Source organism: Dactylosporangium sp. NPDC006015 (assembly GCF_040614215.1).
GTDB classification, from domain to species: Bacteria; Actinomycetota; Actinomycetes; order Mycobacteriales; family Micromonosporaceae; genus Dactylosporangium; species Dactylosporangium maewongense.
The window spans coordinates 171,492-190,726 of sequence record NZ_JBEXUD010000010.1 but is presented as its reverse complement, the minus strand read 5'-3'; the positions used below and the strand labels follow the sequence as shown (position 1 = coordinate 190,726).

General features: G+C 73.3%; 25 protein-coding genes and 1 pseudogene. 11 read left to right on the top strand and 15 right to left on the bottom strand.

Annotation, left to right across the window (positions count from 1 at the left end; translation table 11 throughout):
* Positions 1-83 precede the first annotated feature (83 nt).
* Positions 84-1,334, top strand: coding sequence for a hypothetical protein (locus ABZ321_RS20175; RefSeq protein WP_354893188.1), 1,251 nt, complete (start codon positions 84-86; stop codon positions 1,332-1,334).
* On the opposite strand, the gene ABZ321_RS20170 is transcribed toward ABZ321_RS20175, so the two are convergent.
* Positions 1,331-1,909 carry a TetR/AcrR family transcriptional regulator gene (locus ABZ321_RS20170; protein ID WP_354893185.1) on the bottom strand — a complete coding sequence of 193 codons (579 nt, stop codon included), beginning with the start codon at positions 1,907-1,909 and terminating at the stop codon, positions 1,331-1,333. The two genes, ABZ321_RS20175 and ABZ321_RS20170, sit on opposite strands and share 4 nt — an antisense overlap.
* A 45-nt stretch (positions 1,910-1,954) precedes the next feature.
* On the opposite strand from ABZ321_RS20170, the gene ABZ321_RS20165 reads away from it, so the two are divergent.
* A complete protein-coding gene (locus ABZ321_RS20165; protein ID WP_354893182.1) occupies positions 1,955-2,416 on the top strand; it encodes a GNAT family N-acetyltransferase in 462 nt (153 codons plus the stop codon).
* 263 nt (positions 2,417-2,679) lie between these two features.
* On the opposite strand, the gene ABZ321_RS20160 is transcribed toward ABZ321_RS20165, so the two are convergent.
* Both ABZ321_RS20160 and ABZ321_RS20155 read right to left on the bottom strand, forming a co-directional pair.
* Complete coding sequence (locus ABZ321_RS20160) at positions 2,680-3,930, bottom strand: hypothetical protein (RefSeq protein WP_344502618.1); 1,251 nt, start codon at positions 3,928-3,930, stop codon at positions 2,680-2,682.
* A 95-nt stretch (positions 3,931-4,025) separates the two neighbouring features.
* Entirely contained in the window at positions 4,026-4,487 is a 462-nt protein-coding gene (locus ABZ321_RS20155) for a DUF1203 domain-containing protein (RefSeq protein WP_344502619.1), read from the bottom strand.
* Between the two features lie 97 nt (positions 4,488-4,584).
* Here ABZ321_RS20155 and ABZ321_RS20150 point away from each other — a divergent pair, with 97 nt between their 5' ends.
* Positions 4,585-5,025: a maleylpyruvate isomerase N-terminal domain-containing protein gene (locus ABZ321_RS20150; protein ID WP_344502620.1), complete on the top strand. Its 441-nt coding sequence runs from the start codon at positions 4,585-4,587 to the stop codon at positions 5,023-5,025.
* A gap of 62 nt (positions 5,026-5,087) precedes the next feature.
* On the opposite strand, the gene ABZ321_RS20145 is transcribed toward ABZ321_RS20150, so the two are convergent.
* From ABZ321_RS20145 to ABZ321_RS20130, 4 genes are all read right to left on the bottom strand, one after another.
* A complete protein-coding gene (locus tag ABZ321_RS20145; protein ID WP_344502621.1) occupies positions 5,088-5,552 on the bottom strand; it encodes an SRPBCC family protein in 465 nt (154 codons plus the stop codon).
* Between the two features lie 73 nt (positions 5,553-5,625).
* Positions 5,626-6,387, bottom strand: coding sequence for an SDR family NAD(P)-dependent oxidoreductase (locus ABZ321_RS20140; RefSeq protein ID WP_344502622.1), 762 nt, complete (start codon positions 6,385-6,387; stop codon positions 5,626-5,628).
* 31 nt (positions 6,388-6,418) lie between these two features.
* The gene (locus ABZ321_RS20135; RefSeq protein ID WP_344502805.1) at positions 6,419-7,249 is read right to left on the bottom strand and encodes a helix-turn-helix transcriptional regulator; all 831 of its coding nucleotides are present in this window, start codon (positions 7,247-7,249) and stop codon (positions 6,419-6,421) included.
* A gap of 261 nt (positions 7,250-7,510) precedes the next feature.
* On the bottom strand, positions 7,511-7,753 hold the full coding sequence (locus ABZ321_RS20130) for a DUF397 domain-containing protein (protein WP_344502623.1): 243 nt from the start codon (positions 7,751-7,753) through the stop codon (positions 7,511-7,513).
* Between the two features lie 203 nt (positions 7,754-7,956).
* Between ABZ321_RS20130 and ABZ321_RS20125 the strand changes: the two genes are divergently transcribed.
* Positions 7,957-8,625, top strand: coding sequence for a GGDEF domain-containing protein (locus ABZ321_RS20125; RefSeq protein ID WP_344502624.1), 669 nt, complete (start codon positions 7,957-7,959; stop codon positions 8,623-8,625).
* Between the two features lie 15 nt (positions 8,626-8,640).
* Complete coding sequence (locus ABZ321_RS20120; RefSeq protein ID WP_344502625.1) at positions 8,641-8,844, top strand: hypothetical protein; 204 nt, start codon at positions 8,641-8,643, stop codon at positions 8,842-8,844.
* A gap of 288 nt (positions 8,845-9,132) precedes the next feature.
* Here the strand turns inward: ABZ321_RS20120 and ABZ321_RS20115 are convergent, their stop codons facing one another.
* Positions 9,133-9,888, bottom strand: coding sequence for an endonuclease/exonuclease/phosphatase family protein (locus tag ABZ321_RS20115; protein ID WP_354893176.1), 756 nt, complete (start codon positions 9,886-9,888; stop codon positions 9,133-9,135).
* A 17-nt stretch (positions 9,889-9,905) separates the two neighbouring features.
* Between ABZ321_RS20115 and ABZ321_RS20110 the strand changes: the two genes are divergently transcribed.
* The 3 genes from ABZ321_RS20110 (at position 9,906) to ABZ321_RS20100 (ending at position 13,141) form a co-directional block, all read left to right on the top strand.
* Positions 9,906-11,159: an ArgE/DapE family deacylase gene (locus tag ABZ321_RS20110; protein ID WP_354893173.1), complete on the top strand. Its 1,254-nt coding sequence runs from the start codon at positions 9,906-9,908 to the stop codon at positions 11,157-11,159.
* 129 nt (positions 11,160-11,288) lie between these two features.
* Positions 11,289-12,752: a cellulose binding domain-containing protein gene (locus ABZ321_RS20105; protein ID WP_354893170.1), complete on the top strand. Its 1,464-nt coding sequence runs from the start codon at positions 11,289-11,291 to the stop codon at positions 12,750-12,752.
* A 47-nt stretch (positions 12,753-12,799) separates the two neighbouring features.
* Positions 12,800-13,141: a PadR family transcriptional regulator gene (locus ABZ321_RS20100; RefSeq protein WP_344502630.1), complete on the top strand. Its 342-nt coding sequence runs from the start codon at positions 12,800-12,802 to the stop codon at positions 13,139-13,141.
* 92 nt (positions 13,142-13,233) lie between these two features.
* Here the strand turns inward: ABZ321_RS20100 and ABZ321_RS20095 are convergent, their stop codons facing one another.
* Complete coding sequence (locus tag ABZ321_RS20095; protein WP_344502631.1) at positions 13,234-13,674, bottom strand: MarR family transcriptional regulator; 441 nt, start codon at positions 13,672-13,674, stop codon at positions 13,234-13,236.
* A gap of 92 nt (positions 13,675-13,766) precedes the next feature.
* Between ABZ321_RS20095 and ABZ321_RS20090 the strand changes: the two genes are divergently transcribed.
* Complete coding sequence (locus tag ABZ321_RS20090) at positions 13,767-14,138, top strand: cupin domain-containing protein (RefSeq protein ID WP_344502632.1); 372 nt, start codon at positions 13,767-13,769, stop codon at positions 14,136-14,138.
* Here the strand turns inward: ABZ321_RS20090 and ABZ321_RS20085 are convergent.
* Entirely contained in the window at positions 14,090-14,899 is an 810-nt protein-coding gene (locus ABZ321_RS20085; protein WP_354893166.1) for an AraC family transcriptional regulator, read from the bottom strand. The genes ABZ321_RS20090 and ABZ321_RS20085 overlap by 49 nt on opposite strands.
* Before the next feature lie 48 nt (positions 14,900-14,947).
* Between ABZ321_RS20085 and ABZ321_RS20080 the strand changes: the two genes are divergently transcribed.
* Positions 14,948-15,376 carry a DUF2000 domain-containing protein gene (locus tag ABZ321_RS20080; protein WP_344502634.1) on the top strand — a complete coding sequence of 143 codons (429 nt, stop codon included), beginning with the start codon at positions 14,948-14,950 and terminating at the stop codon, positions 15,374-15,376.
* Here ABZ321_RS20080 and ABZ321_RS20075 read toward each other — a convergent pair.
* A complete protein-coding gene (locus ABZ321_RS20075; protein ID WP_354893164.1) occupies positions 15,373-15,546 on the bottom strand; it encodes a hypothetical protein in 174 nt (57 codons plus the stop codon). The two genes, ABZ321_RS20080 and ABZ321_RS20075, sit on opposite strands and share 4 nt — an antisense overlap.
* Here ABZ321_RS20075 and ABZ321_RS20070 point away from each other — a divergent pair.
* On the top strand, positions 15,535-16,950 hold the full coding sequence (locus ABZ321_RS20070) for a condensation domain-containing protein (RefSeq protein WP_354893161.1): 1,416 nt from the start codon (positions 15,535-15,537) through the stop codon (positions 16,948-16,950). The genes ABZ321_RS20075 and ABZ321_RS20070 overlap by 12 nt on opposite strands.
* Here the strand turns inward: ABZ321_RS20070 and ABZ321_RS20065 are convergent.
* From ABZ321_RS20065 to ABZ321_RS20050, 4 genes and pseudogenes are all read right to left on the bottom strand, one after another.
* Positions 16,922-17,680: a hypothetical protein gene (locus ABZ321_RS20065; protein WP_354893158.1), complete on the bottom strand. Its 759-nt coding sequence runs from the start codon at positions 17,678-17,680 to the stop codon at positions 16,922-16,924. The two genes, ABZ321_RS20070 and ABZ321_RS20065, sit on opposite strands and share 29 nt — an antisense overlap.
* Positions 17,668-17,868 (bottom strand): annotated as a pseudogene (locus tag ABZ321_RS20060) (sigma-70 family RNA polymerase sigma factor); the annotation flags it as partial. The pseudogene ABZ321_RS20060 and the gene ABZ321_RS20065, both read right to left, overlap by 13 nt.
* Positions 17,869-17,980: 112 nt before the next feature.
* The gene (locus tag ABZ321_RS20055) at positions 17,981-18,397 is read right to left on the bottom strand and encodes a hypothetical protein (protein WP_354893155.1); all 417 of its coding nucleotides are present in this window, start codon (positions 18,395-18,397) and stop codon (positions 17,981-17,983) included.
* 92 nt (positions 18,398-18,489) lie between these two features.
* Positions 18,490-19,209 (bottom strand): histidine phosphatase family protein, encoded by a 720-nt coding sequence (locus tag ABZ321_RS20050; RefSeq protein WP_354893152.1) that lies wholly within the window; start codon positions 19,207-19,209, stop codon positions 18,490-18,492.
* Between the last annotated feature and the right edge of the window lie 26 nt (positions 19,210-19,235).

Sequence of the window (19,235 nt, the reverse complement as noted above, 5' to 3'; positions counted from 1 at the left end):
AAAAATCAGACGAATTTGCACCACACCCCGGCGGTCGCCGACCGGCCGACGCCGCCGGACGGCCCGCGTGTACAACAGACGCCATGGACGCGAAGCGGGCGCAGGGGATCGGGTTCGCCGCGGCGATGGGTGCGCTGGCCGGCGCGGCCCTCGGGGCGCACCGCGGGGCGCGCGGCGCGGTCGCGGGTGCGGTGCTGGGCGCCGGCGCCCTTGCGGGCGTCGACGCGCTCGCGCGGGCCAGGCAGCGGCCGGGCGAGATCCCCGCGGTGTGGTCGCGGGTCGCGGCCAGCGGCGCGATCGCGGCACCGGTCGGGTGGGCCGCCGGCAAGGCCGGCGCGAGCCCGCTCGCGGTGGGCGTGGCGAGCGGCGCGGTCGCCGGGGCGATGGGGGTCAGGCCGCACAAGGTGGCGCTCGGGCCGGTGGTCGGGCTCGCCGTCGGCGCGGCGATGCGCGACCGGCCGCCGGCGCAGGTCGCCGCGGCGAGCGTCGTGGCGTTCCGGACGGTGTCGCAGCTGGTGTTCCGGGATCCGCAGGTCAGCCTCCTCGCGGAGCGGGTGCCGGCGGAGCGGCTGCCGTTCGTCGTGCCCCTCGAGGCGCGGACCAGGTATGTGGGCACCGGTTACGTGCGGGCGCTCGCCGAGGCGACCGGTGGCACGTACCGGGAGGCGGCGCCGGACGTCGGCATCGTCGCCGACCTCGACGTCCTCGCGGGGCCCGGATTCGACCCGGGCGCGGTGCCGCCGCTCGTGCGGGAGTTCTACGAGCACACGACCCGGTTCACGCTCGACATCGTGCCCCGCTGGCGGGCCTGGGTGCGGCCCGGGTATCTGCTGTACCGCAACCTCGTCGCCCGGCCGCTCGGGCAGGCGAACGTGCCGATGAACCAGCGGGAGGCGCTGCGCGGGGTCCGCAGCCGCATCGACACCGTCACCACCGGCGACGGCCTGCAGACCCGCGGCTGGATCCGCAGCTACGCCGACACCGACGAGCCGATCTACGTCGGCATCTACACGACGTACCGGCATGAGGGCCGCGGCTATGTCAGCGTCGGGTTTCCGTTGCCGCAGGCGAACTTCACCGCGACGCTCGCGCCACGGCAGCGCGAGCACGGGCTGGTCCTCACCAGCTCCGCGCACGACGGGCAGACCGGGCACTACCTGAGCCACATCGACGCGGAGACGCGCGAGCTGACGACCCTGGCGGTGAGCGGATTCGCCGAGGAGCTCGACGTGTACGTCGAGAACGGTGAGCTGCGGGCCGTGCACGCGTTCGCGGTGTTCGGGCTGCCGTTCCTGCGCCTGGAGTACACGATCCGCCGGAAGAGCCCGCGCTAGCGCCGCCCGCCGGGGTCCTCCGACAGGCCGAAGGCGGCGAGCGCGGAGTCCAGCATCGCCTCCTGTACGGCCGGCGGATACGCCGACGGGTCGGCCGCCGCGAACGCCGCCGCGCCCTCCACCATGGCGATGAGCGCGACGGTGACGGTGGCCGGGTCCTGCGGCGGGCCGCACGCCTCGACGAGCCGGCCGACCCTCGTCCGCCACGCCCGGCTGTTGACCCGGTGCAGGTCGGTGAGCTCCTCGTCGGCGACGGCCGCGGCGAGGAACCCGAGCCAGACGGTGCTCTCCGCGACCGTCTGCGGGTCGAGGGCGAGCCCCTGGTGCAGGATCGCGCGCAGCGCGGCCCGTGGCGAGGCCGCGGTGGCCTCCAGGGTCTCGACGCGGGCCTTGGTCGTCTCGTGCAGCAGCTGCCGGGCGTGCCGCAGCAGCGCCCGCCGGTTGGGGAACCGGTGCATGACGAGGCCGGTCGTGCAGCCCGCGGCGGCGGCCACGGCGCGGATCGTCAGCCGCTCCAGGCCCTGCTCCGCGAGGACGTCCCAGACCGCCTTCGACAGCCGCTCCTCGTGTGGCACGCGTCGCACTCCATCCGTCTCGTAACAACTGTTACGGTACCACCCATGACCGACTGGATCATCGAGGAGCGGGCCTGGGACGACCTGGACGGGGCCGCCCTGCGCGCCGCGCAGCGGGCCGAGCTCGACGCCCGCTACGGCAGCGACGACCACGAGCCGGGCGGCCCGCCGTCCGGCGATGACATCGACCTGTTCCTGGTCGCGACGGCCGGCGGCGGCCCGGTCGGCTGCGGGGCGCTGCGGCACCTCGACGCGACCTCCGCCGAGGTCAAGCGGATGTACGTGGTCCCGGACGCCCGCGGCACCGGCGTCGCGACCGCGATCCTGCGCGGACTGGAGGACGCCGCCCTGGCCCGCGGCTGGACGACGCTGCGCCTGGAGACCGGCACGGAGCAGCCCGACGCCCAGCGCTTCTACCGGCGCGAGGGCTACCACGAGATCCCGCTCTTCGGCGTCTACGCGGGCTCCACCCTGTCCGTCTGCTACGAGCGCGCCCTGCGCCGGTAGCGCGCCCGCCATGGCACACCGCATCGGCGCCGTCGTCAGCATCAACGCCTCGATCATGGTCGTCGCCGACGGCTGGCGGGGCTGAGACAGGGTTCGTCGTGACCGGCGTGCCGGCGCGGCTCAGGCTGTGGATCGAGGAGCCGGTGGAGGCGGCGTGGGGCCGCGCCGCCCGCGCGCTCCTGGTCCGCGAGCCCTGAGCCCGGACCACCAGCACCAGCCCGGGCGCCCCTTGCCGTCCGGGGTGGCAAGGGGCGCCCGGTGGTTCAGGCCGTGACGATCGTGCCGTCGGGCTTACGGGTGCAGGTGACGGTGCGGGCGGTGGCCGTGGCGGCGCCGGTGAGGCACTTGCCGAGGACGGCGTGGCCGGCGGCGCTGGGGTGCCACGACTCCTGGCAGGTCTGGAAGTACGTGACGCAGGTGTTCGCGATCCGCTGGATGGCGATCTTGTCCTTGCCGGCGAGGCTGGTCACGAACACGCCCGAGGCGCCGTCCTGCAGGCGGATCGGGGTGGCCAGGGCGTTGCCGGGGCTGCCGGACCGCTCGCAGAGCCGCGCGCCGTCGAAGGCGTGCTGCACGTCGAGGTAGACCAGGTCGTCGCCGGGGAACTCGGCGGCGAGGGTGTCCCGGGTCGTGCGCACGATCGTGCCGAGGCCCTGCGAGAAGCCGTGCCCGGGCGCGAGGCTGGCCCGGTGGATCGGGCAGCCGGCGGCGTACCGCTCGGCGCCGAGGTCGCGGAACTTGTCCCGGTCGTCCTGCCGGCCGTCCTCCTCCCAGTAGGTCTGGTCGAGGTCCAGCGGCAGCGGGTTCGTGTAGTCCTGGAACACCACCCGGTGCTGCCCGTCGGCGTCGATCTGGTCGAGGGTGGCGATGATCTGTCGGGCGGCGGCGATCGTCTCGGCGGTCGCCGCCTGGACCTGCGCCGCGGTCGCCAGGTCGGCGGCCGTGCACGGCTCCTGCTCGACCGGGCCGTTCAGGTAGGCCCAGAACTCCCACCAACCGGTCCACGCGTCGGCGATGAACCGGTTCGCGCACTTCTCGGCCACGTCGCCGAACGTGAACGAGCTGTTGTTGGAGCCGAGCCCGATCAGCACCAGGTCGATGTCGTGGGTCTGCGCGACGGCCCGGAGCTGGTCGAGCTGCGCGGCGACGGAGCGGCCCTTGTCGCGGGCGCCGGACGGGTTGGCGATGTCGTGCGGACGCCCGCCGGAGCACGCCAGGTTGAAGCGGGCCTGGATGCCGGGCAGCGCCGCCTGGTTGAGCGACGCGTTGGCGGACCGGTGGCAGAAGAAGGCGTTGGTGTTGGGCGCCGACCAGCCGGGGAACGGCTGCGCGACGCCGTTGACGTCGACGACCGGCTGGTAGCTGCCGGCGCCCTCCCCGCTGATGAAGCTGTCGCCGAGGGCGACGGCGGCGGTCGGCAGGGCGGCCGCGGCGGGCAGCGCCGGCACGACCGCCGCGCCGGCGGAGACCAGCACGCCCGCCACGACGAGCGCGGTACGACGGAACACGGACACGGCGGTTTCCTCGATCCCATCGAATGTGAAAAATCCTCTGGGTCGGGATCAGATCACGACGTGCGCACGCCCGTCAATGTTTCGGGGCGATTTCCCTACAAAACAGATCGGGTAACCGTGAACATGAAGCAGCCGTAGGCGACGTTGCGGGAGTCCACCCGTACCACCGCCGCATCCGACAACACGTCGGCGATGACGCCCTCCGGGTCCTCGCCGTCGTGGACCCGGGTCGCGGGATGGATCCATCCGCGCGCGTCATAGGCCCGCAGCACCTGCGACCGGCCGCGCCAGCCCTCCGGGTATCCGGTCCCGGCGGGCCCGTCGCACCGCCGCGTGTGGGCGAAGACGGCGCCGATCTCCCGGTACGGGCTCGCCGGCAGCACCGGTTCGAACCCGAACAGCATCAGCCGCTCCCCCGCCACCGCGTCACGCAGGCAGCACCGCAGCGGCTCGCCCCCGCTCGCGTCCTGCTCCACGACAGGGTTGCCGGAGACGTCGATTCCCTTGCCCCGCACCGATTCCAGGATCGCGGGGTCGATCGCGTGCACTGTGAACATGCCCCGATCCTGTCCCACGCAAGGGGTTCGAGGCTGGCGGGAATCGGCCGTCGCGCTCGCCGTGCGGACCCGCACCGGCGCCCTTACCGTTGCAGGAGTGGAACGCGTACCCCTGGACGAGAACGCCGCCACGCGGCAACGCCTGACCGCCCTCATCGACTCCCTCGGCGACGACGACCTCGCCCGGCCGGTGACCCCCAGCTGGAGCGTCGCCACCGTGCTCGCCCAGCTCGCGTTCTGGGACCGGTGGGCGCAGACCCTGGTGCGGCGCTGGCGCTCCGGCGAACTGCCGCCGCCGAGCGTGCCGCCGTGGTACGACGACGCGCTCAACCACACCCTCCTGCCGACGTGGCAGGCGCTCCCCGGCCGCGAGGCGGCACAGATCGCCCGCGCCGCCGCCGAGGCCGCCGACCGCGAGATCGAGAAGGCCGAGACCCCGGTCGTCGCCGGCATCCTCGCCTCCGGCCAGGCCAACCTCCTGGACCGCGCGACCCCCCGCAACGACGCCCTGGACCGGATCGAGCGCGCGCTGCGCTGAGCGGCACAGGAAGGGGGCGCCGCGAGAAGCGGCACCCCCGGAAAACCTGCGACGAGATCGGGCTACAGACCCGCGCGCGGGTCGTCGCCCCGCCGCTGGCCGGTCTCGGCGCCGTGCTCCTCGACGTACTTCTTGAAGCGCTTCGCGTCCGCCTTCACCTGCAGGTCGTCGACGCCGACGGCGGCGCCGGCCTTCTCCACGACACCCTCGGGCTGCCAGTCGAGCTGGACGGTCACACGGGTGTCCCGGTCGCCGAGGCGGTGGAAGGTGACGACGCCGGCGTGCTTGGTGTCGCCGCCGACGCTCCTCCAGGCGATCCGCTCGTCGGGGTGCTGCTCCGTGATCTCGGCGTCGAACTCGCGCCGGACGCCGCCGACCTTCGTCACCCAGTGGGTGCGGCGGTCGTCGACCTGCCTGATCGACTCGACGCCGCTCATGAACTGCGGGAAGGACTCGAACTGCGTCCACTGGTTGTATGCGGTGCGCACGGGCACGTGGACGTCGATGGTCTCGGTCACGCCACTCATTCGTTCCTCCGAAGAACTCGTGATTGTCGCGTTCGTCCATCTCGTGCCCGCCCTTGAGCAGAGCAAACGGGATTCAGGCCTGTTGTTGCGTGGGTCTCACCAGCAGCTCGTTGACCGCGACGTGCCGGGGCCGGGTGATGATGTAGGTGATCGTGTCGGCGATGTCCTCGGCCTCGAGGCGCTGCATGTCGGCGAAGCGCTGGTTGAGGCCCTCCAGGATCTCGGGGCGGTTGTGGCCGGCGAGCTCGGTGGCGACGGCCCCCGGCTCGACCAGTGACACGCGGACGTAGCGGCCGGTGACCTCCTGGCGGAGTGCCTCGCTGAAGGCGCCGACGGCGTGCTTGGTGGCGTTGTAGACGCCGCTGCCGTTCCGGGCGACCCGGCCCGCGACGGAGCTGACGTTGACCATGTCGGCGACCCGGCGCGGACCGTCGGCCGCCGCGGCGAGCAGGTGCGGGAGCGCGGCGTGGGCGCAGTACATGAGCCCCATGACGTTGACGGAGACCATGCGCTGCCACTCCTCGACGGGCGCGTCGACCACGGGCCCGAGCAGCATCACACCGGCGTTGTTCACGAGGGTGTCCAGGCGACCGAGCTCGCTCACCGTCTGGTGTACCGCGGCGACGGCGGCCGACTGCTCGGTGACGTCCGCCTCGACGACCAGGGCGGTGCCACCGTCGGCGCGGATGCGCTCCGCGAGCGTGGCGAGCCGGTCGGCCCGGCGGGCGGCGAGCGCGACGGCCGCGCCGCGGGAGGCCAGCGAGAGGGCGGCCGCCTCACCGATCCCGCTGGAGGCGCCGGTGACCAGCGCGACGGTTCCTGACAAAGATCCCATACAAGGGAAATTACCCCCTGCTACGCCTCTGCTATGCCTCGAGATCGCGCCGGATCTCCTCGAGGACCTTCTGCGTCTCCGTCGGCGGGCGGGCCTCGACGCACAGCCGCTCCATCGCCTCGGCGTACAGGTCGACGTCGTCGCGCTTGTCGAGGTAGAGGGCGCTGGTGAGCTGCTCGATGTAGACGACGTCGGGCAGGTCCTGGTCCGGGAAGCGCAGGATGGTGAACGCGCCGCCGGCCGCGGCGTGGCCGCCCGCGTTGAACGGGATGACCTGCAGCCGCACGTTGGGCAGCGTGTTGGCCTCCAGCAGCGCGTCGACCTGGCCGCGCATGACGTGGGTGCCGCCGATCGGGCGGCGCAGCGCGGCCTCGTCGACGACGACCCACAGCTTGGGCGCGTCGGCACGGGTGAGGACCTGCTGTCGGGCCATCCGCAGCTCGACCCGGCGGTCGATCTCGTCGGCCTTGGCGCGGCCGTGGCCGAGCAGGACGACGGCCCGCGCGTACTCCTTGGTCTGCAGCAGGCCCGGCACGAACTGGACCTCGTACGTGCGGATGAGGGCCGCGGCGGCCTCGAGCCCGAGATAGGACTGGAACCAGTTGGGCAGCACGTCGCCGAAGCGGTGCCACCAGCCGGGGTTGTTGGCGTCGCGGGCGAGGGCGAGCAGCCGGGTGCGCTCCTCGTCGTCGTCGAGCCCGTACAGGGTGAGCAGGTCGGCGACGTCGCGCTCCTTGAAGCCGACGCGGCCGAGCTCCATCCGGCTGATCTTCGACTCCGACGAGCGGATCTCCCAGCCGGCGTCCTCACGGGTCACGCCCTGCGCCTCACGGAGCCGGCGCAGATGGGCGCCCAGCAGCATCCGGAGGACCGTGGGGCCTCCGGCCGCGCCGCCTTCCGGTGTTCCGGTCGTCACCTACTGCCTCCGAGTCCTGGACACTGCCCTGTCACCCACTGTCCCCGCGGCGATCCGTTCCTGAGCGGTCCGTCCTGGCGAACCGTCCCATGGTGGAGCCGTCCCGTGGGCGAGCCGGAGTAAGCATGCCATGACCCGACAGTAAGCGGGAGTGGGCTCGCATCGATCGGCGGTATCTCCAGCGAGCCCGCCCCGACCGTCACATCCTCAGCCGTCCAGCAGGTTGTCGAAGTCGCCGTCGCGGGCGCCGGCGATGAAGGCGGCGATCTCGTCGTAGGTGTAGATGAGCGCGGGCCCCTGCGGGTCGCGCGAGTTGCGCATCGCGAAGCCGGTCCCGCCGGGCAGCGGGGCCAGCTCGACGCAGTTGCCACTGGGGTTGCTACGGCGGCTCTTCTGCCAGGTGACGCCCGGCAGCTCGCCGGCCGGCATCCCGTTGTACGTCTGTTCCATGGGCATCTCTCTGCAACATGTAGTTGAAAGTTTGCCGAGAATCGGCGTCTGCACGTGCATCGGCTCTTGCGTATGCAGCCGATAACGCGCATGCTAGCGCATGTGCGAATGTGCGGGGACGCTCACAATTTGTGACCAGAACCGGACGTTCGTGCCCAAATGATCGGGTGGCTTCCCCAGCTACGATCTTGGAGGACGCGCGCATGGACCCTCTCGCCTTCCTGGCCGGTGCGGCCGTGGCGGCCGGAGCGTGCGCGGCGTGGGTGTCCCAGCGCCGGGTGACCCGCCTGCGGCGCCAGCTGACCGCGGAGCGCCACGCCGCCTGCCATGACCCGCTGACCGGCCTGCCCAACCGCCGGGCCTTCTACTCACGGGGCGCCGAGCTCGTCGGCGACCCGCACGCGCACCCCCTGGTCGCGGTGGTGCTCGACGTCGACGGGTTCAAGCAGATCAACGACGTCTACGGGCACTCCGCCGGCGACGAGGTCCTGGTCACCATCGGGCACCGCTTCGCCTCGTGCGCGGGCGAGGGCCCGAGACGGGGCATCGTGGCCCGGCTCGGCGGCGACGAGTTCGCCGGCCTCATCCCCGAACGCGACGGGGAGCCCGACGAGCAGGCCGCCCGGCTCGCCGACATGCTCGCCGCCCCGATGCGGCTCGGCGGTCAGGTCGTCTCGGTCAGCACGTCGGTCGGGCTGGTCCCGGTCGAGCCCAGCGCGCACCTCGCCGATGCCGTGCACCGGGCCGACGCCGCCATGTACCGCGCCAAACGCCACACCCAGCGCCGCCGGACCCCCCTGGTGACGCACCAGCACGTCCTGCACACCTCGCTCCGTCGTGAGCTGCCCACCCACCCCACATCGGCGACCTGACAAGGACCCCCCGCGATGGACCTCAAAGAGCTCGTCCGCCAGCGCCGCCGCCACCAGCCCCGTCCGAAGAGCTGGCTGGCCGCCAAACTCCACCGTGCGGAGCAGTGCCGCGACTGCCACCAGCCGTGGCCGTGCGACCAGTACGTCGCCGCCCGCAACTCGGTCCTCGTCTACGCCCTGCGACGCCTCGAGCTCGCCCGGCCCGGGAGTCTGGGGTGACAATCGCGCACATCCCGGCCCGGCCGACCTGGCTGTGCACGGGATGTCGCGAGCCGTGGCCGTGCCAGGCCAAGCGCGACCAGCTCGTCGCGGAGCACGGCGACAGCCCCGCCGCGCTGCGCACGATGATGGCGCTGCGGGTCGCCGACGCCGCCGAGGACCTGCGCCAGCTGGGCGCCGACCAGCTGTGGACGCGGTTTCTGGGCTGGCTGCCCGCACCCGGCCAGGGGCCAGTGATCCACTGGGTCGCGAACCCGCCGCTCGGCGGGCACCGCAGACCGGCGCCGGTCAAGGAGCAGATCGACCCGCGGGGTCCGTCGCGCACGTCGCCAGCACCGGAAAATGGTCCGACGCGGACGCAGTCCCGCCGCCGGTCACCACACGGCACGTCCTGAAGTCCCCGGCGACCGCCGGCGACGCCAGGATGTAGTCCAGCCGCGCCCGCGTGAACTCCTCGCCGCCGAGCGCCGTCGGCACCGTCCAGCCCGGCCCCTCGCCGACCGCCTGGAACACGTCGACCAGGCCGCGGCGGGCCAGCAGCGCCATCGCCCGGGTGTCCACCCCGCCCCGCCCGAACCAGGTGCGGTGCCGCCGCCGGACGTCGCCCGGCGGGCCGGACGACGGGGACAGCGAGTTGAAGTCGCCCATCAGGACGACCCGCTCCCGCCGCCCGGCGAAGGCCGCGAGCAGCCGGGCCTCGTACAGGCGGATCCTGCCCCAATAGGGGAACAGGTGCGTGCTGACCACGGTCAGCGGACCCGCCGCCGTGTCGATCTCCACCCACGCCGCCCCGTGATGGAAGCTTCCCGGCACCGCGCCGCGGCGCAGGATCCGCAGGCGCGGCGCGACCAGCAACCCGACCGGCTGCCCGGTCCGCGGCGGCGCCACGTGCAGGCGCATCCCGGTGCGCTCCGCCAGGGGCGGGTCGCCGCGCAGCTCCTGCACCGCGGCGACGTCGGGCGCCGCGGCATCGACGACCTCGCACACGGCGTCCAGCCGCCCGCCGCTCGCGCCGGTCAGGATGTTGTACGACAGCAGCGTCAACGACATACATTGCCCGGATGGACGTCCACAACGCTCTCCTCAGCTCCCGCGACGAGACCATCCGCACGCTCGTCGACCTGGTCCGCGTACCCAGTGTGGGTGGCACCCAAGCGGAGGGGGAGATCGTGCGTCACGTCGCCGGCCTGCTCGCGGCGGAAGGCGTCGAGACCGACCTGTGGCAGATCCCCGTCGCCGAGCTCGCCGGCCGTCCCGACTTCCCCGGCATGGAGGTCGAGCGGTCCGAGGCGTGGGGGCTCGTCGCCCGGCTGCCCGGCACCGGCGGCGGCCGCACGCTCATGTTCAACGGGCACCTCGACGTGGTCCCGCCCGGTGACCTGTCGACCTGGTCCGACGACCCGTTCTCCGGGCGGGTCGCCGACGGTCACGTGTACGGCCGCGGCGCCTGCGACATGAAAGGCGGCTTCGCCGCGGCACTGGCCGCCCTGCTCGCCCTGCACCGCAGCGGCACCCGGCTGCCCGGCGACGTCCTGCTCGCGGCGGTCGTCGGCGAGGAGGACGGGGGTCTGGGCACCTACGCGACCCTCGACCGCGGCTGGCGCGCCGACGCGTGCGTCATCACCGAGCCGACCGCGCTGGACGTCCTGGCCGCCAACGGCGGCGCGCTCACCTTCCGGCTGCGGGTGCCGGGCCTCGCCGCGCACGCCTGCGCCCGCACCAGCGGCGTGAGCGCGGTCGAGAAGTTCCAGCTCGTCTTCCCCGTGCTGCGGGCCCTGGAGGCGTCCCGGAACCGGTCGGTCGACCCGATGATGCGGCGGTGGGACATCGCGTACCCCCTGGAGATCGGCACCGTGCGGGCCGGCGACTGGGCGTCGACGGTGCCGGACCTGCTGGTCGCCGAGGGCCGCTTCGGGGTCGCGCTCGACGAGCCGGTCGACGAGGCGCGCGCCGCGTTCGAGCGGACCGTCGCGGAGGCGTGCGCCGCCGACCCGTGGCTGAAGGAGCACCCGGTGACGGTCGAGTGGTGGGGCGGGCAGTTCGCGTCCGGCCGCTGCCCCTCCGGCACCGACCTGGTCCGGCGGGTCCTCGACGCGCACACCTCCACCCACGCCGGCTCCCCGTTCGCCGCCGAGCCGGCGGTCGTGGGCGCGCCGTACGGCTCCGACCTGCGCCTGCTGACGAACATCGGGGGCATCCCGGCCGTGCAGTACGGGCCGGGCGTCGGCTACGGGCACTGCCCCGACGAGAAGGTGTCGATCGAGCAGGTCCACGCGTGCTCGGCCACCCTCGTCAACCTCGCCCTGGCGTTCTGACCGTTCGCGCTCATCACGCTACATTTCGTGTTGATAGCGCTCCCGTACCGGCGAGGCATTGACCAAGAGTTGTAAAGACTGTTAACTAATCAGCCAGACGGACGCTGCGATGCGGAACGAGGCTGGTCAATGCGGATCTCTCGCACGGTGCTGCCGGCTCTCACCGCCGCCGGCGCCGCGGTCCTGCTGCTCGCACCCCTGACCGCGGCCGCCGCGGCGGCGTCGCTGACGGCGACGTTCGCGCAGACGTCGGTGTGGGGCAGCGGGTACGGCGCCGAGTTCGCCGTCACCAACCGTGGCGACGCGGCGGCGAGCGGCTGGGTGGTCGAGTTCGACCTGCCGGCCGGGTCGGCGGTCAGCAGCTCGTGGGACTCGACCCGCACCAGCACCGGGCAGCACCACCGCTTCGCGAACGCCTCGTGGAACGGTGCCGTGGCCGCCGGCGCGACGGTCCGGTTCGGGTTCAACGTCAGCGGCACCGGTGTGCCCGTCAACTGCACCGTCAACGGCCTGCCGTGTGCGGGCGGTCCGGCGCCTTCCTCGCCTCCGTCCACTCCGCCTTCTTCCTCGCCCTCTTCCTCGCCCTCTTCCCCGCCTTCTTCTCCACCCTCATCCCCGCCTCCCTCCGGGTCCATTGTGGACGTCTCCACGGCCGCGCAGCTCGAGGCGGCCCTGGCAGCCGCGCGGCCCGGCCAGACGATCCGGCTCGCGCCCGGGGTGTACGACGGTTCGTTCATCGGCACGACGCCCGGCACCGCGGCCGCGCCGATCACCGTCACCGGCCCGCGGACCGCCGTCCTGACCAACCCGGCGAGCGCCGGCAGCGGCCCGTCGTGCCCCGTGCCGACGCCCGGCTGGGACCCCGGCTACGGCTTCTGGCTCGCCGGCGCGCCGTACTGGCGGCTGAGCGGGTTCACCGTCGCGAACGCGAAGAAGGGCGTCGTCGTCGACGACTCGCCGCACGTCACGCTCGACGGCCTGTACGTGCACCACATCGGCGACGAGGGCGTCCACTTCAGACGGTCCTCTTCGGACGGAGTGCTCCGCGGCTCGACGATCGAGTACACCGGCACGGCGCAGCCCGCGTACGGCGAGGGCGTCTACCTCGGCTCCGCGAACTCGAACTGGGCCTGCCACGGCAACACCGGCGGCGTGGACCGCTCCGACCGGGTGCAGGTGCTCGACAACCACATCGGCCCGTACGTGGCCGCGGAGCACATCGACGTCAAGGAAGGCACCCTCGACGGGGTGATCCGGGGCAACACGTTCGACGGCCGGGGCATCGCGGGGCAGAACTCCGCCGACTCGTGGGTCGACGTGAAGGGCACCGGCTACCTGATCCAGGGCAACACCGGCACGTTCGCGCCGCCCGGCACCTTCGCCAACGGGTACGAGACCCACAACCCGGTCGCCGGCTCCGGCTGCGGCAACGTGTGGCGGGACAACAGGTCCGACCTCGGCGGCGCCGGCCGCTACGCGGTCAACGTGACGTCGACCTCGAAGTGCGCCGGAAACCTCAACGTGGTCTACTCCTCCAACAGCGTCACCAACGCCACCGGAGGATTGACGAACATCTCCGTCACGAGCGGATGACCGATCGGTCGATGTCATATATCGATGAGCTGAATATAGTGATGGGCATGACTGGCGTACCGTTACGTGAACCGACATTCCTCGTGCTGACCGCGCTCGCGGCCGAGCCGCAGCACGGCTACAGCGTCCTGGAGGACGTGCGGCGCATCTCCGACGACCGTGTCCGCCTCCAGGCCGGCACACTCTACGGCATCCTCGACCGGCTCCGGGTGGACGGCCTCATCGAGGTCGACCGGGAGGAGGTCGTCGCGTCCCGGCTGCGCCGCTACTACCGGCTCACCGTCCCCGGCCGGGACCTGCTCAGCGCCGAGACCGACCGGCTGCACCGCAACGCCGCCGCCGCCGACCGGCGCCTCCGCCAGCTCCGCCTGGCCACCGACGCCGCCTGACCCCTTCCCCGTTCCCCTCGCCCTGCGGTGATCGGATCGCGGATCCGGTCGCCATGACGACCAGATCCGCTACCTGATCAAGGACGGGCCACTCAGGTGGCACTGATCCGCAGGAGCGACTCGCGGAGGCGGGCCAGCTCGTCCGCGCCCAGCAGGGCCGCGAAGTCACCGTCGACCGCCGCCATCGCCGCCGGCGCGTCGGCGAGGAACGCCGTGCCACGGTCGGTCAGCGCCACGATCACCGCCCGCTGGTCGTTTGGGTCCGGACGGCTCGACACATAGCCGCTCGCCTCGAGCTCCTTCACCAGGCGGCCCGCCATCTGCCGGGTCATGCCAGCCTTCGCCGCCAGGTCCGTGATCCTGATGCCGGCCGGGTCCAGGTTCGTGATCACCGGCACGTGCCCGAGGCGGATCTCGCCGTGCCCGCCCGCCTGCAGCTTGGCCAGGGACGCCGCCTGGGCCCGCCGGTGCGCGTGCAGCAGCAGCCGGCCGAGCGGCAGCGCGCGCAGTTCGTCAGGCGTGAGATCAGACATACGAAACCCCGTTTACAAAGTACGAAACCTGGTTTAGCTTTTGGGGGCAGCCTTCAAGGAGACCTTGCAGGCGACCTTCAAGGGGGACAACTATGAGTATCGTCCGTGCGGCCGACGCGCCGCGATTCGAGCTCGACGGATCCAGGTTCACGGTGTTCTCGGGGCCCAGCAACGGGTCCCACCAGGTGTGCGCGTGGCGGCTGACCGTCGCCGCGGGCCACGAGTCGATGCCGCACAGCATCGACCGCGACGAGGTGTTCATGGTGCTGTCGGGGCAGCTGCGGGTCACGCCCGGCGGTGAGGTGCTCGGCGCCGGCGACTCGGTCGTCGTGCCGGCCGGCTCGCCGATCGCCGCCCACAACCCGGGCAGCGAGCCCGCCGAGGTGTACGTCTCGGTCGCCGCGGGGTTCACCGCCTACCGCGCCGACGGCAGCGTCTTCGGCACCCCACCGTGGGCCGCGTAGCGGGCCGGGGTGACCCCGACGTGCCGGACGAAGTGCCGGTGCAGGTGTGACTGGTCGTGAAACCCGACCTCCGCGGCCACGTCCGCGGGGCGGCGGCCGCTGAGCAGCAGCCGGCGGGCCTGCTCGACCCGGCGGCCCACCAGGTACCGGTGCGGCGGCAGGCCGAAGGTCGCGGTGAACGACCGGACCAGGTGCCCCGGGTGGCACCCCAGCAGCGCGGCCGCCTCGACGAGGGTGATCCCCTCCCGGGTCCGCGCGTCGAGCAGCTCCCGCAGCCCGCCCGCGACTCCCCGTGCGGGCGGGCCCGGCGTGGCGTGCCGGTCGAAATGTCCTTGCAGGCGGTCGCGGATCAGAGTCAGCCGGCTCTCCGCGTCCAGCTCCTCACCCGGCGCGTCCAGGGCCAGGTGGAGCTGGTGGATGCGCTGCCGCAGCAGCGGGTCGTCGACGCCCGGGCGGTCCACGGCGGCGCCGGCGAGGCCCGCGTCGAGGACGGTCGTGTCCAGGTACAGCACCCGCTTGCGGAACCCGTCCCCGGTCGCGGCCCGCCCGTCGTGCGGCACGTCCGGCGGCAGCAGCGTCACCGACGCGCCGGCCGCGCCGCGGTGGTGGCGGTCCAGGTCGAAGCGGATCGCGCCCTCGTCGACGATGAGCAGCGTCCACGCGTCGTGCACGTGCGGCGGGTACGCGTGGTCCACGAAGTGCGCGTGGAACACCTCGGCGATCCCGGGCACGCTGGGCCGCCACGCGGTGACGAGCTCCATGTGCACAACGTACAAGACCACCCCGGCCGGCCCGGGCACGCTGACCGCATGACGTCTCCCACGAAGATCGCCGTGCTGCTGCGGGACGACCTGGCGGTCTGGCAGCGCCTCAACGTCACCGCGTTCGTCGTCAGCGGCATCGCCGGCACCGCGCCGCAGCTGCTCGGCGAGGACTACGCCGACGCCGACGGCAACCGGTACCTGCCGATGTTCGGCCAGCCCGTCATGGTCTTCGAGGGCGACGCGACCACCCTCGCCGTGGCGCACCGCAGGGCCCTGCAGCACGCGGCGCACGCGGAACGGTCGGTCGCGTGTGCAACGTTCACGGAGGAGCTGTTCAAGACCGGCAACGACGAGGACAACCGGGCCGCCGTCCGGGCCGTGCACCAGGCAGATCTCCGGCTCGCCGGGATCGCCGTCCACGGGCCGCGCAACGCCGTCGACAGGATACTGAAAGGTGCGCGCCTGCATCGTTAGGCTCCGCCGCCATGAACCACGCGCCTGTTGAAGCCCACGTCCCGGCCGTCGCTCGTGCCGTGGCCGATCACGTCCCGGCCGTCGCTCGTGCCGTGGCCGATCACGTCCCGGCCGCCGCTCGTGCCGTGGCCGATCACGTCCCGGCCGCCGCTTGTGCCGTGGCCGATCACGTCCCGGTGGTCTTCGAAGGGCCGGGTGCCGGGAGCGGGCCGCTGTCCTGGGGGCAGATCGAGAGCTGGAACGCGGTCACGAGCCTCGGCCACTGGATGCCGATCGGAGGGGCGCTGCCGGTGCGGCCCGGCACGACCGTCGAGGACCTCGCCGGCGAGCTGCGGCACCACCTGAGCCGGCACCCGTCACTGCGGACGCTGCTGCGGATCCCGCCCGGCGGCGGCACCCCGACGCAGGAGGTCCACGCCTCCGGTTCGGCGGCGCTGCAGGTGTACGAGACCCACGGCGCCGACCCGTCCGCCCTGGCCGATCTCGTCGCCGCACGGTTCCGTGACGCGCCGCTCGACTTCACGGCCGAGTACCCGATCCGGATGGCGGCGGTGCTGCACGGCGGCGCGCCGAGTCACGTCGTCGCGCTCATCTCGCACTTCGCGGCCGACGGCGCCGGCGCGCAGGCGATGCTCCGCGACGTCGCCGCGCGGCCCGCCGCGCCGGTCGAGGGCCGGCAGCCCCTCGACCAGGCGCAGTGGCAGCTGTCCCCGGCCGGCCGCCGCCAGAACGAGGCCGCGCAGCGGCACTTCGAGTCCATCCTGCGGACGATGCCGCCGGCGCGCTTCCGCAAGCCTGTTGCGGCGCAGCGGCCGCGGTACTGGCGCGGCGTCCTCGACTCGGCGGCGCTGCCCCTGGCGTTGCGGGCGCTGACCGCGCGGACCGGCGCGGATCCGTCGGCGGTGCTGCTCGCCGTGTTCGCCCTCGCCGTGCACGCGACGTGCGGCGTCGACCCGGTCGTCGTCCGCCCTCTGGTCAGCAACCGCTTCCGCCCCGGCCTCGCCGACGTGGTCTGCACCGCCGTGCAGGCCGGGCTCTGCCAGGTGCCGGTTGCCGCCGGCTCCGCTGCCGCCACCGACGCTGCTTCGGCTGCCGGCTCCGCTGCGGCTGCCGGCTCCGCTGCCGGTTCCGCTGCCGGTTCCGCTGCCGGCGGCGGGGGTTTCGAGGAGGTGCTGGCGCATGCGAAGCGGGCGACGATGGGTGCCTACAAGCACGCGTACTTCGACCAGCGGGACCTGTTCGCGCTCGTCGACCGGGTCGGCGCCGAGCGGGGCGAGCGGCTGGAGATCGGCTGCTTCCTCAACGACCGCCGCGACCCTTCGGCCGGCGCGGGCGGCCCGGCCCCGACGGCGGCGGAGATCGCGGCGGCGCTGCCGGGGACGGTGTTCGACTGGACGGTCCGCCGGGACGCGCCGGGCTTCGAGCCGATGATCCTCGACGTCGAGGACACCCCGGGCGGCCTGCGCTGCACCGCGCACACCGACACGGCGCACATCTCCCCCGCCGACACCGCGGCGCTGCTGCAGCACCTGGAGCGGATCGCGGTCACAGCGTCAGGTGCTCGGCACGGCTGAGGTCGACCAGCTGCGTCATGTCCAGCGGCGGCTCGGGCCGGGTCGTGGTGACGGCGCCGTCCGCGCCCGTCTCGAAGTTCGCGGCGGAGACCCGGACGTGCACGCCGTCCCGCCGGTACGCGTCGACGGTGCGCCGCACGGCTCCGCCGCCGAGGTCGGCCGTGACCCGGACGACGACCGTGCCGTCCGCCTCCACGCTCCGCTCGCAGGTGCTGCCGGCGGCGCACCCGATCCCGGCGGGCTCGGCCTCCTTCGACACCTCGGCGTCGACGCGGGACACTCCGGCGGCGTCGGCGACGACGACCGCCGCCACGAACCGGCCGCCGTCCGCGTGGAACGCCATCCCCCGCTCGCAGCCGATCGCGTCCTGCAGCGTCGCCCCCGGCAGCGCCCGGCCGAGCGGCTCGGCGAGCGCCGGCGTCAGCATGCCCTCGGTCACGGCCTGGAGCCGCCGGGCCGCGTCCTCCGCCTCGGTGCTCGCCGGCGGCCGGGTGGCCGCGCCGGTGGGCTCGCACGTCGCCGGCGGCTGCGCGGCGGCGCCGCCGTCGCGGTCCCGGTCCACGACCAGCGGCACGGACGCCGCCGCGACGACCACCACCGCCGCGACGGCGACGAGCAACCGGGTCCTGGTCCGGTGGCGGCGCGCCCGGCGCACGACGGCGTCGAGGTCGACGCGCGACGGCGGGTGCGGCGGGTCGAGGCGGCGCAGTTCGTCGGTCAGCTGGTCCATGGTGACTCCTCCTGGACGGACATGCGCTCCCGCAGCGTGTCGAGGGCCCGCGCCGCCTGGCTCTTCACGGTGCCGGTGCCGCACCCGAGCTCCCGCGCGGTCTCCTCGACGGAGAGGTCGCAGCAGTACCGCAGCACGACCACGGCACGGCGGCGGGGCGGGAGCTCGTCGAGCAGCGCCAGCAGCGACACCCCGTCACGTACGCGCGATTGCCCTCGACATCCGTTGCCACAACCACCTGACACCGACGGCGGCGTCCAGGGTTGCTCAGGATCCGCTACAGCTCCTGCGCGCGGTCCGCTACAGCTCCTGCGCGCGGAGCAGGTCGGCGAACTCCGGGTACGACGAGTCCGACTTGGGGAGGATGCCGGCGGCGACCATCGCGGGACCGAGTTCCCGGCGCACGTCTTGGTCGTCGCACTCCAGGCCGAACTGGATGACCTCGGCGACGACCTCGGTCGTGCCGGCGCGGAAGATGGTGCCGCTGTCCACCTGGTACAGCCACGCGTCGAACCTGGGCTCGTCGCCGTCGACCACCCGCCACAGCCAGCAGAACCCGCGGAAGCCGGACTCGTCCTGGTCGTCGTCGGACAGCCGGGCCTCCGCGTCGAGGTCCTCGCCGTCGTACAGCCGGCCGGCCGCACGCAGCTGCTCACGCTCGACCGGGCTCAGCTCACCGGCGTCGGTGATCTCCCGCTCGTCCACGAATCGGCTCACCACGCCGCACAGCCAAGCGCACGCGACTTCCCGCGTCAACCGTCCGCGCTCGACCGTCCGCGCTCGACCGTCCGGATGAGGTGGTGCGCGGCTCAGCCGTCGGCGTTCTCCCGCCGTGTCGCCGGGGTGCCGTCGCGGTCCAGGTGCTCCACGGCGTTGAACCGTTCGGGCCGCAGCCGCTCGCCGTCGGAGCGCCAGCTGCTGATCGAGCAGTTGCCGAGCGTGCTGTCCCGGGCGAGCCGCATCAGGGTCGCCTCGTCGAGTCCTTCGACGAGGTACCGCACGAGCATGACGATCGCCTCGTGGCCGAACAGGACGACCCGGCCGCCCGGGTGCGCGGTCCGCACGTCGCCGAGCAGCGACCGCAGCCGCAGCAGCACGTCGGCCCAGGACTCGCCGCCCGGCGGGCGGTAGTAGAACTTGCCGAGCCGGCGGCGCCTGGCGGCCTCCACCGGCAGCCGCGCCTCGACGCCGCGGGTGGTGAGCAGGTCGAGGACGCCGAGCTCGCGGTCGCGGAGCCGCTCGTCGAGCACGGCCGGGACGTCCATCCCGGCCAGCGCCAGCTCGGCGGTCTGCCTCGTCCGCAGGTACGGCGAGACGACCGCCACCTGGGGACGCTCGTGCACGGGCAGGCCGGCGAGCCACCGCCCGACGGCCTGCGCCTGCTCGCGGCCGAGCTCGGACAGTGGGACGTCGGCGTCACGTTCCGGGATGGCGATCTCCTCGAGTCCACCCGCCTCGGCCTGCTCCGCAAGCACGTTGCCGGTCGACTGGCCGTGCCGGACGACACCGAGCCACTGAAGATCCACCATGTCGCCCCTTTGCCCGCCTGGATTCC